This window comes from Sphingosinicella sp. LHD-64 (assembly GCF_031157375.1).
Classification (GTDB): Bacteria; Pseudomonadota; Alphaproteobacteria; order Sphingomonadales; family Sphingomonadaceae; genus Allosphingosinicella.
The window spans coordinates 1-16215 of record NZ_JAVIFV010000001.1 but is presented as its reverse complement, the minus strand read 5'-3'; the positions used below and the strand labels follow the sequence as shown (position 1 = coordinate 16215).

Genomic DNA, 16215 nt, shown 5'->3' with positions numbered 1-16215 from the left:
TACGCCAGTGCATCACCACGTTCGGGAAAGTTTTCGCGCCCTATGAAGTCCAGGATCCTGCTCGCCGGCCTCGGCGCCCTCTCGCTCTCGTCGTCGGCGCTTGCCCAGGCGCCGGCCGCCGCGCCGGACTTCTCGGCCGAGGCGTTCCGCGCCCATGTCGCCTTCCTCGCCGACGACCTGCTGGAAGGGCGCGAGGCGGGAACGCGCGGCTATGACCTCGCGGCGCGCTATGTGGCGGCGCAGTTCGCGGCGCTGGGCCTGCAGCCGGCCGCGAACGGCAACTGGTACCAGCGAGTCGAGTTCCTGCGCTTCACCCCAACCGGCACGCCGCAACTCACCATCGGTGGCCGGAGCTTCGCGCAGGGGGAGGAGGTCGTGTTCCGGGCGAGCCCGAGCACCGAGGCGCTGGCGCTCGACGCCGGGCTGGTCTTCGCCGGCTACGGGATCGACGCGCCGCCGCAGGGCTTCGACGATTATGCCGGGCTCGACGTCCGGGGGAAGGTGGTCGTGATCATCGCCGGTTCGCCGAACGGCACGCCGAGCGACGTTGCCGCCCATCTCAATTCGGCGAAGGCGCGGATGGCGGCGGCGCGCGGCGCGATCGGGATGATCGTCGTCCGCAGCCGCGCCGAGGCCGAGGCGACCCCCTGGAACCGGCTCGTGACCGGCGCGCGTCGTCCCGGGACGACCTGGATTGGACGCGACGGTCAGCCCTTCGACGGGAGCGGCCTGCGCTTCACCGCCTATGCCGACGGCGCCGCGGCCGCGGCCCTGTTTCAGGGGTCGCGCCGCTCACTCGACCAGGTGCTGAACGAGGCGGCCCGCCGCGGCGCCCGGCCACGCGGTTTCGCGCTCACCCGGACGGCGCGGGTCGAGCGGCCGGCGGCGGAGACCTCGCGCTTCGCCAGCGAGAATGTCGTCGCATTGCTGCCGGGCACCGATCCGGCGCTCGCCGACGAATATGTGCTGCTGATGGCGCATCTCGACGGGCTCGGCGTTCGCGAGGCGGAAGCGGGCGACACCGCCAATGCCGACCGCATCCGCAACGGCGCGATGGACAATGCGACCGGCATCGCGACCCTGATCGAGGTCGCCCGGGCGATGTCGCAGCCGGGCAATCGTCCACGCAGGCCGGTGCTGATCGCGGCGGTGACCGCAGAGGAGAAGGGCCTGCTCGGTGCCGAGTTCCTGTCGCGCAACCCGATCGTCGACGGTCGCATCGTCGGCCTGGTCAATCTCGACATGCCGGTGCTGACCTACGACTTCCAGGACGTGATCGCCTTCGGCGCCGAGCATTCGACGCTGGGGCCGATCGTCCGGCGCGCCGCCGCACGGATGAACGTCGTGCTGGCCGGCGACCCGCTGCCGCAGGAAAGCCTGTTCGTCCGCTCGGACCACTACAAGTTCGTGCTGGAAGGGGTGCCGTCGGTCTTCCTGATGACCGGTTTCGGCGGCGCGGGGCAGGAACGGTTCACCAGCTTCCTGCGCACCTTCTACCACAGCCCGGAGGACGACATCGCCCTCCCCTTCAACTGGGCCGCCGGCGCGAAGTTCGCGCAGCTCAACTATCTGATCGCCCGCGAGATCGCCGACGGCGCGGAGGCGCCGCGCTGGTATGCCGACAGCTTCTTCGGAACGACGCTGGCGCGCGATCAGCAGCTGGCGCAGCGCCCGGCAGCGACCGCCGATCGCGGCGGAACGCGTTAGAATATGGGCACCTAAGCTAGCCTCGTCATTGCGAGCGTAGCAAAGCAATCCAGTGCGGCGTCCGAAGCAGACTAGATTGCTTCGTCGCTTCGCTCCTCGCAATGACGAGGTGCTTCAGATCGACTGACCGCCCGCTAGGCGGCGGCGCGGCGGGCGGCCCAATCCTCCCGCACCCGGGTCAACGTGGTGAAACGGCCGCCCATCGCGTCGCGGAAGAAGGTGAGGACCGTCTCGATGTCGGCGAGGAAGCGGGCGAGGTCGGCCGCGTCGCGGACATAGGAGGTGTGGCCCGGCTCGAGGCTCGGACTGTGATAGGTCAGGCTGAAGGTGCGGTGGCCGCGTGCGTGCATCGCCGCAATCAGGCGGCATTGTTCGTCGGCCGAGGTGCCTTCGGGCGTGAGGCGGGAGCGCGCCACCAGGCCGGCGCGGGACAGCGCACCCGGAACGTGCAGCCGGGCGGCGCGACGGTCGTCGAACAGTCGGTCGAACCTGCCGCCGAACCGTGCGAGCGCGCCGAGATGTCCGATGGTCAGCGGCACCTCCAGCAGGCCCGCCGCCTCGTCGAGCCAGTGCGGCGCATCGGGGGCATGACGGAAGTCCGGGCCGCTCTTGTCGCGGAAACTGGTATGCGGGGTGATGCTGCAATCGATCTGGTAGCCGAGATCGACGAGCACCCGCTGCGTGTTCGCGCCGAAACCGTAGCGACCGGCCTTGAACATCTTCGGGCGCGCGCCGAATGCCGTTTCGATCGCCGCGGTAATCGTCTCGATCTTGGCGCGTTCGAGCTCGGGCGGCAGGTTGCAATGGAAGGAGTTGCGCTCGTTCACCTCCTCGATATGCGGCGGCGTCACCCAGGGATGGAGATGGGCGCCGATCTCCGCCTTGCCGGCGTCGGCCAGCCTCTTGAGGAACGCGACGGCGGCGGGATCCGTCGCCACCGGATAGTCCACCACATAGGTCGGGACGACGCCGAAGCGGTCGTAGATCTCGTGCGCCCGTGCCTGGGCGGGAATGCTGCGCGTCGTCGTCGCGTCACGCGAGAAGGGCGCGTTCCAGTCGAACTCCTCCTCGGTGTCGACGACGACGAGCAGCTCGGGCGCGCTCACCCTGCGCGCCCCGTCATCCGCCGCGCCTTGTCGATGACGCGATAGCCCAGCGACTTCGCGTGGTTCTGGTGCGGATAGCGCCGGGGTGCGGCCGGATCTATCCCGGCCTTGCGCAGCACCGCGTTCATCCGGCGCGCATATTCCTCGCGATAGCTCCAGTCCGAACGCCAGGTGATCGAGAAGGAGATCGACACTTCCGGGCCGTTCTGGACCCAGTGCGGCGCCTTGACCGGCACATAGACCGCCCTGCCGGGGGTCAGGTGGAAGGGCTGCCCCTTGGCGGCGAATTCGTCGCGCCAGGCGAGGTTGCGATGGCCGCCATTGTGGAACGCTTCGTGCTGCGCGCCGTCGGCCAGCGCCTCGTCGGCGGCGGGGAAGACGGTCATCATCTTGCGGCCGCGGATCTGGAGCAGGATGTTGTGCTCAGGATCGAAATGGAAGGGCGTCACCGCGTCGGGCGAGGAGATGAAGATGAAGGCCTCCTGCTTCAGCATCGCCCCCGTCGTCGGCCGCACGTCGTCCGTGAGCTCGGCCAGCGTCTCGGCGAGCAGCGCGCGATAGAGCGGGTCCTGCTCGACGAACTTCAGCACCATCCAGGAGCCGTTCTCCTCGATCGAACGGATCGTCTCTTCGATAGAGAGGCCGTTGGCCGGCGTGTCGCCGGGATCGATGCCGACGGGAATGTCGCCGCGATTATATTCGGCATCGACCGGGCGAATGCGTCGGGCGAGCGCCGCCAGCGCGTCGAGCTTCAGCAAGGGATGGTCGGCGAGGCCGTGGTCGAGCCGGGTCGGCCGCTCCGGATAGGCGGCGGCGAAGTCGGCATGGGCCTTGGCGTCGAAGACGGTCATCGGGCTTTCCCCATCAGGCAGCGGAGCGCGGTCCAGCCGATCTCGGCCGTGCGGGCGGCGGCATAGGTGGCGCTGCGGCGGGCGCCGGCGAGGCGGACGGTGACGCGCACCATATGGCGGCGCCCGGTCCACAGGCTGTCGATCATCGGATGGTCCTCGACCGCGCAGCTGTCCATCCAGGCGATATCGGGGCGATCGAGGATGTCGAGATTCTCGAGCTGGATCAGCACGCCGGGCGAGAAGCGGGCGTACGCCTCGTCGAACGCGGTCTTGAACGAGAAGCTGCCGGGCGGGGTCAGGAAGTTGACCAGCATGGCGATCGGCCGATCGTCGAGGTCGAGGCGAAGGAACTGCAGCCGGCCTGCCTCCCATGCACCGGCAAGGGCGGTGAAGAAGAAGCTTTCCGTCTCGGGGGTGGAGGCGAGCGCGCTTCCAGCCTGGCCCTTCCAGCCCGCCTTTTCGAGTGCGAGGAAGGCGTCCGCCCAGGCGTGCAGATCGGCGCCCTCCTCCAGCCGGCGGACACGCACCTTGCCCAGCTCGCCGAGCCGATTCTGGAGGCGGCGGATTTCCTTGCGCTTCTTTGGGCGGACCGCCTGCTTATAATACGCGTCGGGCGAGAGATCGCTCTCCAGAAATGCCCGGGTTTCGCGATGCACGATCGTGCCGGGCCGGACGTCGAGCAATGCCCGATGCACCGGTCCCTCCTCGACGACGCCGCGCAGGTGGAAGAAGCCGGTCGCCCAATCGGCACCGTCGAGCAGCTCGAAGACAGCAGTCCAGAATGCCCGCCCTTGGCCGGCGCGGACCAGCGGGGTGCCGAGGAACATCTGATGGTGGCACCAATTCTGGAGGAAGCGGACCGGCATGCGGCCGTAGCGATGCTCGATCGCGACCGGCATCATGCCGATCAGCGCGTTGCCGCTCCGCACCTCGATCAGCCGCACGTCGCGCGTCGCGCCGAAGGCGGCGAGCGAGGCGGCGACGAACCACGGCTCCGCAAAGGCGTTGGGTTCGGCCGCGTCGGCGGCGAGCGCCATCCATTCGGCGGCGAGCTCGGGATCGATCGTGTCGCGAACCCGCGCCCCTAGCCCATCAGGCGCAGCGTCGAGTCGGACAGGCGCCGTGCCTGCCCGGTCCGTCGGCGTCGCGATCTGTCCGGCCGGATGCATGGCTTCCGCCTAGCGCGCGGTGGTAAAGGAAAGATGGCCTGTTTTGACCGCGTCCCGTTGCGGGACAGGCTGGCGACGATCTCTTACGCCTGGGCAAGCGGCGGCGCTGTGGCCGTCGCCAGCTGATGGTCGCGATACTGCTCGCGCAACGCCGTCTTGAGCAGCTTGCCGGTCGCGGTGTGCGGCAGGCTCTCGACGAACAGGATCTCGTCGGGCAGCCACCATTTGGCGACATGGTTGGCGAGATGCGTTTGGATGTCGTCGGCGGTGACCTCCGACCCCTCCTTGCGGACGACCAGCAGCAACGGCCTCTCGTCCCATTTGGGATGCCTGACCCCGATCGCGGCCGCTTCGGCGACGCCCGCGCAGCCGACCGCGGCGTTTTCGAGCTCGACGGAGCTGATCCATTCGCCGCCCGACTTGATCACGTCCTTGGATCGGTCGGTGATCTGCATCGTGCCGCAGGGATGGAGCACGGCGACGTCACCGGTATCGAACCAGGCGTCGCGATCGATGCAGTCGCCAGCCGCGTCCTGGAAATAGCGCTTGATGACCCAGGGCCCGCGGATCTGGAGGCGGCCCGAGCTGACGCCGTCGCGCGGCTGGACCTCGTCATCGTCGTTGACGACGCGCAGCTCCACGCCGAACGGCACCCGCCCCTGTTTGCAGACGAGGTCGACCTGCGCGTCGAAGTCCAGCTCGTCCCAATGGGCGGGCGGCGAGCCGATCGTGCCGATCGGCGAGGTCTCGGTCATGCCCCAGGCGTGGCCGACGCGGATGCCCATCCTCATCAGCCGCTCGATCATCGCGCGCGGCGCGGCCGAGCCGCCGATGGTGACGATCTTCAGATGCTCCGGCTTCTTTCCGGTCGCGTCCATATACTGGAACATGGCGAGCCAGACGGTGGGGACGCCGGCCGAATGGGTGACCTTCTCCTCGTTCATCAACGTGCAGAGCACGGTCGGATCGTTGACCGCCGAATAGACGAGCTTGAGGCCCGCAATGGCGCTGGCGAACGGCAGGCCCCAGGCGGCGGCATGGAACATCGGCACGATCGGCAGCGCGACCGACGAGGTCGACAGATCGAAGCAGGCCGGCGAGATTTCGGTCAGCGCGTGGATGACGGACGAGCGATGCTCGTAGAGAACGCCCTTCGGATTGCCGGTGGTGCCGGAGGTGTAGCAGAGCATGCACGGCTCGCGCTCCGGTCCCTCGACCCAGGCATAGTTCCCGTCCTCCCGGGCGATCATCTCCTCGAATTGGCGATCGTCGAAACAGACATAATGTTCGATGCTCGTCCACTGGGTCCTCAGGCGATCGACGATCGGCTGGAAGACCTTGTCGTAGAGGAGGACCTTATCCTCGGCATGGTTGGCGATGTAGACGAGCTGCTCGTCGAACAGGCGCGGGTTGATCGTGTGGATGACCCCGCCCATGCCGATCGCGCCGTACCAGGCGACGAGGTGGCGGCTATGGTTCATCGCGAGGGTCGCGACGCGGTCGCCGCGCTTCACCCTCAGCTTCTCCAGGGCCTGGGCGAGCTTGCGGGCGTCGCGGGCGATGCCGGCCCAGCTCGTGCGGGTGGTCGTGCCGTCCGCCCAGTAGCTGACGATCTCGCGCCCGCCATGCTCGCGCTCGGCATGGTCGATCAGGCGCGGGACACGCAGCTCATAGTCCTGCATCCCGCCAAACATGGCATCTCTCCCGCTTTATCTTCTTCGCGTCATTCCAGCGAAAGCTGGAATCTCATTGCCTTCTTGTCGAGAGGAAAAAGCAAGAGGGATTCCGGCTTCCGCCGGAATGACGGGTGGTCAGGACACCAGCGCAAGGCGGGGCGGTTCGGCGAGCGAGAGCTGCACCGCGCGGATGCCGGGGAGGCGCTCGATCCGGGCCGCGAGCTCGGCATCGACGGTAAGGTCGCGGCCGAGGATGACCTCAGCTATGCCGCCCTCGAACCGCGCCTTGAGGCGGACCTGGCCATTGCCGTTGCGGTCGCCCGCCAGCGCCTCGGCAAGGATGGGAAGCGCGGCGGGATCATCGACCTCGACCTCCAACTGGAGCCGCGTGCGCTTCGACAGGCTCTCGAAGCTCTGCAGACTGCGGATCGTCACACGCGGGGTTTCCTCGCCGGGGCGGCGGTCGAGCTCGACCCCGAGCAGCGCGCAGGTGCCGGCCTTGGCGGCGTTCGCGACCTGCTCGGCGACCATGTCGTCGAAGATCGTCGCCTCGAACTGGCCGGAGGAATCGGAGAGCGTCGCCATCATGTAGCGGCGGCCCCTCGCGGAGGTGCGCCAGCGCGTGTCCTCGACGAGCGCGGCCATGGTCGCGCCGGTGCGGCTGCCGTCGGCCGGCGCGGGCATCGCGGCAATGTCCCCGAAGCTGCGCGCACCATTGGCGGCAGCGATATGGCGGTAGTTGTCCACCGGATGAGCCGAGAAGTAGAAGCCGAAGCTCTCCTTTTCCGCCGCCATGGTCTGGGCGAGCGTCCAGGTCTCGCAGGTCGGCATGCGAATCGGCGCGACATTGGCCGCGCCCTCGCCGAACAGCCCCCCCTGCCCGCTCGTCCGTGCCTCCGCGGCGCTGTTGGCGGCGGCGAGGATCGTCTCGGCGGCGGCGAAGGCCGACCAGCGCTCGGCAAGGCCGTCGAAGGCGCCGCCGCCGGCGAGGCTTTCGAGCTGGCGTCGGTTGAGCGCGCGCGGATCGATCCGCGCGGCGAAATCGTCGAGATCGCGGAACGGCCCGCCGGCGCGGCGCTCGGCGACAAGCTGCTCCATCGCCTTCTCGCCGACCCCCTTGAGCGCGCCGAGGGCATAGCGGACGGCGTGACCGTCCCCTGATGGCTCGACACTGAAGTCCGCCTCGCTGGCATTGATCGCGGGCGGCAGGCATTCGACCTCGAGGCGGCGCATGTCGTCGACGAAGATGGCGAGCTTGTCGGTCTGATGGATATCGAACGCCATCGATGCGGCGAAGAATTCGACCGGGTAATGGGCTTTCAGCCAGGCGGTCTGGTAGGCGACCAGCGCATAGGCGGCGGCGTGGCTCTTGTTGAAGCCGTAGCCGGCGAACTTGTCGATCAAATCGAACAGTTCGTTCGCTTTGGATTTGCCGATCTGGTTCGACGCGCAGCCGGTGACGAACCGCTCGCGCTGCGCATCCATCTCCGCCTTGATCTTCTTGCCCATCGCGCGGCGGAGCAGGTCGGCCTCGCCGAGGCTGTAGCCGGCCAACACCTTGGCCGCTTCCATCACCTGCTCCTGATAGACGAAGATGCCGTAGGTTTCCTTCAGCACCTCTTCGAGCAAGGGATGGGGATATTCGATCGCGGCGCGGCCGTTCTTGCGGTCGCCGAACATCGGAATGTTGTCCATCGGCCCCGGCCGGTAGAGCGAGACGAGCGCGATGATGTCGCCGAAGTTCGACGGCTTCACGGCGGCGAGCGTGCGGCGCATGCCTTCAGATTCCAGCTGGAACACGCCCACCGTGTCGGCCCGCTGGAGCAGCGCGTAGACCGCCGGATCGTTCCACGGCATCAGCCGGTCGAGATCGATCGCAACACCCCGCTTCGCCAGCAACTCGACCGCCTTGCGCAGCACCGAGAGCGTCTTGAGGCCGAGGAAATCGAACTTCACCAGCCCCGCCGCCTCGACATATTTCATATCGAACTGGGTGACCGGCATGTCCGAGCGTGGATCGCGGTAGAGCGGGACCAGCTGGTCGAGCGGCCGATCGCCGATCACCACGCCGGCGGCATGGGTCGAGCTGTGCCGCGGCAGGCCCTCCAGCTCCTTGGCGAGATCGAACAGGCGGCGGACGTCGACGTCGTTGGCATATTCGGCAGCGAGCTCGCTGACGCCGTTCAACGCCCGCTCCAGCGTCCACGGGTCGGTCGGGTGGTTGGGCACCAGCTTGGCGAGCCGGTCGACCTGGCCATAGGGCATCTGGAGGACGCGGCCGGTGTCCTTGAGGACGGCGCGGGCCTTCAGCTTTCCGAAGGTGATGATCTGCGCGACCTTGTCGGCGCCGTAACGCTCCTGGACGTAACGAATCACCTCGCCGCGCCGGGTTTCGCAGAAGTCGATGTCGAAGTCCGGCATCGACACGCGCTCGGGATTGAGGAAGCGCTCGAACAGCAGGCCGAGCTTCAGCGGGTCGAGATCGGTGATGGTGAGCGCCCAGGCGACCACCGAACCGGCGCCCGAGCCGCGGCCCGGACCCACGGGAATCCCCTGCTCCTTTGCCCACTTGATGAAGTCGGCAACGATCAGGAAGTAGCCCGGGAACCCCATGCCGGCGATGACGTCGGTCTCGTAGGCGAGCCGGTCGAAATAGGCCTGCCGATCGGCGTCCGTAAGGTCGTCGTAGACGGCGAGCCGCGCCTCCAGGCCTTCGCGGGCATCGCGGCGGAGCTGTTCGGCCTCGGCATCGGTATCGCCGGCGATGCTGGGCAGGATCGGCTTGCGCTTGGGCGCGCCGACGGCGCAGCGCCGCGCGATCACGGCGGTATTGGCGATCGCCTCGGGCAGGTCGGCGAACAGCGCCCGCATCTCGGCGGCCGGCTTCATCCAGGTCTCGGGCGAGGAACGATTGCGGTCGTCGCGCGCCACCTGGCTCGATTGCGCGATGCACAGCATCGCGTCGTGGGCGCCGTGGAAGGCCGCCTCGACATAGGCCGCCGGATTGGTCGCCGCCAGCGGCAGGTCGCGCGCATAGGCAAGCTCGATCAGCGCCGCCTCGGCCGCCTGCTCGACCGGATCGCCGCGCCGGCTGAGCTCGATATAGAGCCGCCCGGGGAACAGCGCCTCGAGCTGCGCCGCGATCGCCTTGGCGGGTTCGTCCAGGCCCTCAGCGAACAGCCGGGCGAGCGCCCCCTCCCCACCTCCGGTCAGCGCGATCAGGCCGTCGGTGCGCCCGGTCAGCGCCTCGAACGGCACATGCGCGTCCTGTTCGACCGGTCGATCGAGATGCGCGGCCGAGACGAGCGCGCAGAGATTGGCGTAGCCGGCCTCGTCCTGCGCATAGAGCGCCAGCCAGTCGATGACCGCCGGCTTGCCTTGCGGCGTGCCGGGGCGGGCCACGCCGAGCAGCGTCCCGATAATCGGCTGGACGCCCTCGCCGATGCAGGCCTCGGTGAACGGCATGGCGGCATAAAGCCCGTTGCGGTCAACGAGGGCGGCCGCAGGAAAGTCCAGCTTCTTCGCCTGCTTGGCGATCGCCTTGGGATCGATCGCCCCTTCGAGCATCGTGTAGCAGGAGAAGTTGCGCAGCGGGACGTAAGGCGCGGACGACATGCCCTTTTATGGGCGCTTGGGACGCGGAGGGAAACCCGTGCGCGCGCCTTGTCCACAGGAAATCACGAGCCCGGCTGTGCCGGCGCCGGCGAGGCCGAGGGCCGATAGGTGAAATCGAAGCTCGGCGCCCAGGTCGCCCCGCCATCGGTCGAGACCTGTCCGTGCTGACGCACCGCGCCGTTCGCTTCCCTTGTGTAGCGCATGCGCATCAGCCCGTCTTGTCCCGGCGCGACCACGCCGCGCCAGTTGCCGGTCAGCTCCATCGCATCGCCGGCCATGCCACCGGTGAACTCGACCCAGCCGCCGCTCGAATCGACCCAGGTCTGGCGCCACCGACCGGTGTCGGGTCGCCAGGCGCTGAAGCTGCCGCCTTCCTGCCCTGGCAACGGCATCCAGTTCTCGCGGATGGCGCAGCCCGCATAGCGGCGCTCGATCAGGCTGTGCGCCACCAGCCGCTCGGTGCCGGTCTGATAGACGTCCCAGTAACCGACCCAGAAATCGAACTGGCGATGCTCGGGTGTGACGCAGGCCGGTGGCGAGGGCGTCGCCGGCTGGGCAGTCTGCAAGGCGGCAAGGGCAATGGCGACGAGCACGGGAGAACCTCCCTTCAGCGAGCCACCGCACTCAACCTCCGCCGAAAGCCTGCGACGCGCAAGCCCGATCTGCTAGCGCGGCACCACCGGTAGCTCGATGTAGGAGACGTTCTCGCCGGCATGATGGATCACATTGTCCGCCACGACGCCGGTACGCTCGCTCTCGTTCGGCCCGCCGGTGTTGAGGTTGCGGACGAACTTGGGGAAGTTGGACGAGGTCACCTCGATGCGGATGCGGTGGCCGACGCCGAAGCGGATGCCGGTCGCCATCGGGGTCGGCTGGATGCGGTAGACGCCGCCGGGCTCCATGAAGACCGGCCGCTCGTAGCCGTCGCGGTAGCGGGCGCGGATGATCGTGTCGCCGATGATCCAGGCGGTGCCGTCCGGCGCGACGTCGACCAGCTTCACCGCGAAGTCGGTGTCGCGGGCGCTGGAGGAGACGCTGAGCAGCGCGTTGACGAAGCCGCTCACCTCGATCGGCTCGGTCAGGGGCTCACTCGTGTAGACGAGCACGTCGTCCCGCGCCTCGATCTGGCGCTGGTCGTAGGCGCCGGGGATGACGAGGCCGCCATTGCAGCAATCGCCGCCGCCGATCGTCTGGACCGGGTTCATCGGATCGTAGCGGTAGCGATCCGAAGCCTCGCCTGCCGGCGGCGCCTCGGCCGCCAAGCGGCCGTCGCCGTTGAGGCTGTTCGCGTTGCCGCCGCTGCGCAGATAGAAGCGCATCGTCTCGGTGCCGCGCGGCGGCCAGTCCGCCGCCGAGCGCCAGCGATTCTCGCCCATCACGAAATAGCGGACATGCGGGGTCGAGGCCGGGAAGGCGCTCCGGTCGTTCTTCAGCCAGCGGTCGAACCAGCCGAAAATCTGGCCGTCGACGTCGAAGCTGGTGTCGCCCATCGCCCGCTCGCCGACCACCGTGTCCGGGCCGAGCCGGTTGTACTGGCAATGCGGGGTCGGCGCGATCACGACATATTGGTTGGCGCTCGCCTCGCGGTCCGAATTGGCGCGGCGGGCATGGTTGAACAGCTCGAGATTGGGGCCGATCGAGACGTCGTACCAAGAGTTGAACCAGAGCGCCGGCACGCCCCAGCCCATGTCGTCATGATAGAGCCCGCTTTGCCGCCAGGCCGGATCGGCCGGCGTGCGGGCGATGAACTGCTCGAAGGTCGCCGGCGGCTCGCCGAGATCGGAGAGGATTTCGCTGACCGGCAGGTGGCGGATCTGCCGCTGCCAGTTCACGTCGGGCTTCGACGCGTTGAGATCGTTGTAGCGGGCGATGCGGGCGCGGGTCGGCTGGTCGAGACCGGAAGGGAGCTGGGCGCGCAGCGGATTGTCGACGCCGTAGAGCCAGACGAAGAACAGGGTGCGCGGGACGCCGCCCGTGTACCAGTTGCCCTGCTCGTGGAAGCGGCCGACCGTGCCGATGCCGGCGCCCGAGGCCATCGGCACCATCGCCGCGTGGGCCGGATGGTTCTGCGCGGCCAGCGCCAGCTGCCATTCCGCCGAAGAGGAACAGCCGAGCGTGCCGACCCGGCCGTTCGACCAGCCCTGGTCGGCGATCCAAGTCAGCGCGTCATAGCCGTCGGTCTGGGGATGGCCGAGGATCTCGAACGTGCCTTCGGAGAAATAGCGGCCGCGCTCGTTCTGGACGATGAAGGCATAGCCGCGGCGCGCCGCCTCCAGCGCATATCGCAGCGTCGAGCCGCGCAGGCGATGCTCGTTGTAGGGCGTTCGCCAGAAGATGGTCGGCAGCCGCCCCTCGGCCTCGCGCGGGCGGTAGATGTTGGTCGAGAGGCCGACGCCGTCGCGCATCGGCACCAGCACCGCCTCCTCCGAGGTTGCGATCCGGTCCAGCTGCTGGCGCAGGGCATCGTCGGCGGTTTCGGGCTGGCGCTGGGCGGCGGCGGGGACGGCGAGCAGCAGCGCCGCGATGACGAGCAGGCGTTTCACGAACGATCCTCCCTGTTTGGGAGCAATGTAGCCCGCCGCCGTGGGGCGGCGTCAAGCTCAGGTGAGCACACCGTCGTGCAGTCGCAGCACCCGGTCCATCTTGGCCGCGATCCGCTCGTTATGGGTCGCGACCAGCGCCGCGCTGCCTTCCTCGCGGACGAGCCGGAGGAACTCCGCGAACACGATGTCGGCGGTCGCCTCGTCGAGATTGCCGGTGGGCTCGTCGGCAAGGACCAGCGTCGGACGATTGGCCAGCGCGCGGGCAACGGCGACGCGCTGCTGCTCGCCACCGGAAAGCTTGGACGGGCGATGGGTCAGTCGCTCGGCGAGACCGAGCGCGCCGAGCAGCGATTCGGCGCGCTCTTCCGCCTCGGCGCGGGTGGCGCCGCGCACGAGCTGCGGCAGGACGACATTCTCGATCGCGTTGAAGTCCGGCAGCAGGTGATGAAACTGGTAGACGAAGCCCAGCGCGTCGCGCCGGACGCGCGTGCGGTCGCCGTCGTCGAGCGTCGCGACCTCCTCGCCGGCGATTTGGATCGAGCCCTCGAAACCACCTTCGAGCAGGCCGACGGCCTGCAACAAGGTCGATTTGCCCGAGCCGGAAGGCCCGAGCAGGGCGACGATCTCCCCGGCCCCGACATGCAGGTCGACGCCGCGCAGCACGTCGATCACCACCCCGGCCTGCTTGAAGCTGCGCTTCAGGCCGCGGACCGAAAGGACGTCACTCATAGCGCAGCACCTGCACCGGATCGGTGCTCGCCGCCTTCCACGCGGGATAGAGCGTGGCGAGGAAACTCAGGACCAGCGCCATGAGGACGATCGCGGCGACCTCGAACGGATCGGTCTTGGCCGGCAGCTCGGTCAGAAAGCGGATCGAGGGGTCCCAGAGATTCTGGCCGGTAACGGTCTGGACGAAGCGGACGACACCCTGCCGGTAGTAGAGGAAGATCGCGCCGAGGATCATGCCGGCCAGGATGCCGAGCACGCCGATTGTCACGCCCACCGTCATGAACACCCGCATCAGCCCGGCGCGGCTCGCGCCCATGGTGCGCAGGATCGCGATGTCGCGGGTCTTGGCGCGGACCAGCATGATGAGGGACGAAAGGATGTTGAACACCGCGACCAGCACGATGATCGAGAGCACGACGAACATCGCGACGCGCTCGACCTGCAATGCCTCGAACAGGGCCGAATTCATCGAACGCCAGTCATTCACTACCGCTCGGCCCGCGACCGCTTGGGCGACCGGTGCGAGGATGTCCTGCACCCGGTCGGGATCAGTGGTCTCCACCTCGATCATGCCGATGGCATCGCCCATCAGCAGGAAGTTCTGCGCCTCCGCCATCGGCATCACCACGAAGGCGCGATCGAAATCGTAGAGGCCGACCTCGAAGATCGCGGCGACGCGATAGTCGACGATGCGCGGCACCGTGCCGAACGGCGTCGAGCGGCCCTGCGGGCTGATGATCGTGATCGATTCGCCGACGCTGAGGCCGAGCAGTTCGGCGAGCCGCGAGCCGATCGCGACATTCTCAGTGCCTTCGCGGACCTCGGCCATCGATCCGGCGACAACGTTGCGATTGAGCGTCTGGTTGTGGGCGATCTCATCCGGCGTGACGCCGCGCAGCAGGATCGCCTCGACCCGGCCGGAATTGCTCGCCATCAACGGCTGCTCGATGAGCGCGGTGGCGGAGGTGACGCCCGGCGTGCGCTGCGCCTCCTCGAGGATCGGCCGCCAGTTCTCGAGCCGGCCGCCATAGCCCTGGATCACCGCATGGCCGTTGAGGCCGACCACCTTGTCGAACAGCTCGGCGCGAAAGCCGTTCATCACGCTCATCACGATGATCAGCGCGGCGACGCCGAGCATCACCGCGACCAGGCTGATCGAGGCGACGAGGAAGATGAAGCCCTCGCCCTTGCCCGGCATCAGGTAGCGCCGGGCGATCATCCGCTCGTAGCGGGAGAGGATCATGCGATCTCGCCCGTCATTCCAGCGAAAGCTGGAATCTCATTGCCTTGCAACAGCCGGGGAAGAAAAAGAGAGATTCCAGCTTTCGCTGGAATGACGGATTTGCGACCTGTCATCCCGCCAACCTCGCCAGCGCGCTTTCGATGCTCACTTCCTCGCGCTCCCCGGTGGCGCGGCGCTTCAATTCGACCACGCCCTTCTCCAGTCCGCGCGGGCCGACGACGAGCTGCCAGGGCAGGCCGATCAGGTCCATGGTCGCGAACTTGGCGCCGCCACGCTCGTCGCGATCGTCGTAGAGAGTGTCCACGCCAGCCGCGGCGAGCTTGTCGTAAATATCGTCGGACGCCGCGGCGCAGGCCGCGTCGTCGGCGCGCATGTTGACCAGCCCGACCTTGTACGGCGCCACGCTCTCGGGCCAGATGATCCCAGCCTCGTCATGGCTCGCCTCGATGATCGCGCCCATCAGCCGCGAGACGCCAATGCCGTAGCTGCCCATGTGCGGATGGACCTGGCTGCCGTCGGCCGCCTGGACGGAAAAGCCCATCGACGCGCTGTACTTGGTGCCGAAGGCGAAGATATGGCCGACCTCGATGCCGCGGCGCCGGTGCAGGCGATCGGACGGGACCGGGCAGGTCTCGATCTTGGCATGCTCCTCCTCCTCCATCGCGTAGAGGCTGGTGAGCTTCGCGATCGTCGAGGCGTCGGCGGCGAGCAGCTCGTCACGCGATACGTCCTCCAACGCAGCGTCGTAGAAGACGGCGCTTTCGCCGGTGTCGGCGAGGATGTGGAATTCGTGGCTGAGGTTGCCGCCGATCGGCCCGGTCGGCGCGCGCACCGGCACCGCCTGGAGGCCGAGCCGCGCGAACGTACGCAGATACGCGACGAACATCGCCTCGTAGCTCCCGGTGAGCCCGGCCTCGTCGAGATCGAAGCTGTAGGCGTCCTTCATCAGGAACTCGCGGCCGCGCATCACGCCGAAGCGCGGGCGGACCTCGTCGCGGAACTTCCACTGGATGTGATAGAGCGTGCGCGGCAGGTCGCGATAGGATTTGACGGACCCCAAGAAGATCTGGGTAATCATCTCCTCGTTGGTCGGCCCGTAGAGCATCTCGGTGCCCTTGCGGTCCGGGAAGCGCAGCATTTCCGGGCCGTAGGCGTCGTAGCGGCCCGACTGGCGCCACAGGTCCGCCGACTGGATCGTCGGCATCAAGAGCTCGATCGCCCCGGCCCGGTCCTGCTCCTCGCGGACGATCTGCTCGATCTTCTTCAGCACCCGATACCCGAACGGCAGCCAGGCATAGATGCCGGCGGCGGTCTGGCGGATCAGGCCGGCGCGCAGCATCAGCTTGTGGCTGACGATCTGGGCGTCGGCGGGCGTTTCCCTGGTGACGGGCAGGAAATAGCGGGACAGGCGCATGGGGCTCGAACGGCTCCGCGGAGGAATGACCCGCGGACCTCTAGGGCCTGTACCCATAACCGGCAATGGTCGTGATCGTCTGGAGAGGTCCGCTGGCAAGGAGCGCAGCGCAGTCGCGTAGCTGACCGCTACGCGCAAGCAAGCGACGCCGCCAGCAGGCCT

General features: G+C 68.1%; 11 protein-coding genes. 1 reads left to right on the top strand and 10 read right to left on the bottom strand.

Annotation, left to right across the window (positions count from 1 at the left end):
• The first annotated feature begins 42 nt into the window (after positions 1–42).
• On the top strand, positions 43–1707 hold the full coding sequence (locus RCO27_RS00055; protein WP_309000599.1) for a M28 family metallopeptidase: 1665 nt from the start codon (positions 43–45) through the stop codon (positions 1705–1707).
• Positions 1708–1841: 134 nt separating this feature from the next.
• On the opposite strand, the gene RCO27_RS00050 is transcribed toward RCO27_RS00055, so the two are convergent.
• The 10 genes from RCO27_RS00050 to proS all read right to left on the bottom strand — a co-directional run bounded on the left by RCO27_RS00050 (position 1842) and on the right by proS (position 16053).
• The gene (locus RCO27_RS00050; protein WP_309000598.1) at positions 1842–2813 is read right to left on the bottom strand and encodes a polysaccharide deacetylase family protein; all 972 of its coding nucleotides are present in this window, start codon (positions 2811–2813) and stop codon (positions 1842–1844) included.
• Positions 2810–3664 (bottom strand): cupin-like domain-containing protein, encoded by an 855-nt coding sequence (locus tag RCO27_RS00045; RefSeq protein WP_309000597.1) that lies wholly within the window; start codon positions 3662–3664, stop codon positions 2810–2812. The genes RCO27_RS00050 and RCO27_RS00045 overlap by 4 nt, the downstream gene beginning before the upstream one ends.
• Complete coding sequence (locus tag RCO27_RS00040) at positions 3661–4833, bottom strand: GNAT family N-acetyltransferase (protein WP_309000596.1); 1173 nt, start codon at positions 4831–4833, stop codon at positions 3661–3663. Before RCO27_RS00040 ends, RCO27_RS00045 begins: the two co-directional genes overlap by 4 nt.
• A gap of 83 nt (positions 4834–4916) precedes the next feature.
• Positions 4917–6527: a long-chain fatty acid--CoA ligase gene (locus RCO27_RS00035; protein ID WP_309000595.1), complete on the bottom strand. Its 1611-nt coding sequence runs from the start codon at positions 6525–6527 to the stop codon at positions 4917–4919.
• 117 nt (positions 6528–6644) lie between these two features.
• Positions 6645–10124: a DNA polymerase III subunit alpha gene (gene dnaE, locus RCO27_RS00030; RefSeq protein ID WP_309000594.1), complete on the bottom strand. Its 3480-nt coding sequence runs from the start codon at positions 10122–10124 to the stop codon at positions 6645–6647.
• Positions 10125–10186: 62 nt separating this feature from the next.
• Positions 10187–10717: a hypothetical protein gene (locus tag RCO27_RS00025; RefSeq protein ID WP_309000593.1), complete on the bottom strand. Its 531-nt coding sequence runs from the start codon at positions 10715–10717 to the stop codon at positions 10187–10189.
• 72 nt (positions 10718–10789) lie between these two features.
• Entirely contained in the window at positions 10790–12667 is a 1878-nt protein-coding gene (locus RCO27_RS00020) for a CocE/NonD family hydrolase (protein WP_309000592.1), read from the bottom strand.
• 57 nt (positions 12668–12724) lie between these two features.
• Complete coding sequence (locus RCO27_RS00015) at positions 12725–13396, bottom strand: ABC transporter ATP-binding protein (RefSeq protein ID WP_309000591.1); 672 nt, start codon at positions 13394–13396, stop codon at positions 12725–12727.
• Positions 13389–14639, bottom strand: a complete 1251-nt coding sequence (locus RCO27_RS00010) for a lipoprotein-releasing ABC transporter permease subunit (protein ID WP_309000590.1) — start codon at positions 14637–14639, stop codon at positions 13389–13391. Before RCO27_RS00010 ends, RCO27_RS00015 begins: the two co-directional genes overlap by 8 nt.
• Positions 14640–14748: 109 nt before the next feature.
• On the bottom strand, positions 14749–16053 hold the full coding sequence (proS, locus tag RCO27_RS00005; RefSeq protein WP_309000589.1) for a proline--tRNA ligase: 1305 nt from the start codon (positions 16051–16053) through the stop codon (positions 14749–14751).
• Between the last annotated feature and the right edge of the window lie 162 nt (positions 16054–16215).

Excerpts from the sequence above, each read along its gene's own strand:
- RCO27_RS00055 (WP_309000599.1), top strand. The coding sequence starts at position 43 with ATGAAGTCCAGGATCCTGCTCGCCGGCCTCGGCGCCCTCTCGCTCTCG.
- RCO27_RS00045 (WP_309000597.1), bottom strand. The coding sequence starts at position 3,664 with ATGACCGTCTTCGACGCCAAGGCCCATGCCGACTTCGCCGCCGCCTAT.
- RCO27_RS00040 (WP_309000596.1), bottom strand. The coding sequence starts at position 4,833 with ATGCATCCGGCCGGACAGATCGCGACGCCGACGGACCGGGCAGGCACG.
- RCO27_RS00035 (WP_309000595.1), bottom strand. The coding sequence starts at position 6,527 with ATGTTTGGCGGGATGCAGGACTATGAGCTGCGTGTCCCGCGCCTGATC.
- dnaE (WP_309000594.1), bottom strand. The coding sequence starts at position 10,124 with ATGTCGTCCGCGCCTTACGTCCCGCTGCGCAACTTCTCCTGCTACACG.
- RCO27_RS00015 (WP_309000591.1), bottom strand. The coding sequence starts at position 13,396 with ATGAGTGACGTCCTTTCGGTCCGCGGCCTGAAGCGCAGCTTCAAGCAG.
- RCO27_RS00010 (WP_309000590.1), bottom strand. The coding sequence starts at position 14,639 with ATGATCCTCTCCCGCTACGAGCGGATGATCGCCCGGCGCTACCTGATG.
- proS (WP_309000589.1), bottom strand. The coding sequence starts at position 16,053 with ATGCGCCTGTCCCGCTATTTCCTGCCCGTCACCAGGGAAACGCCCGCC.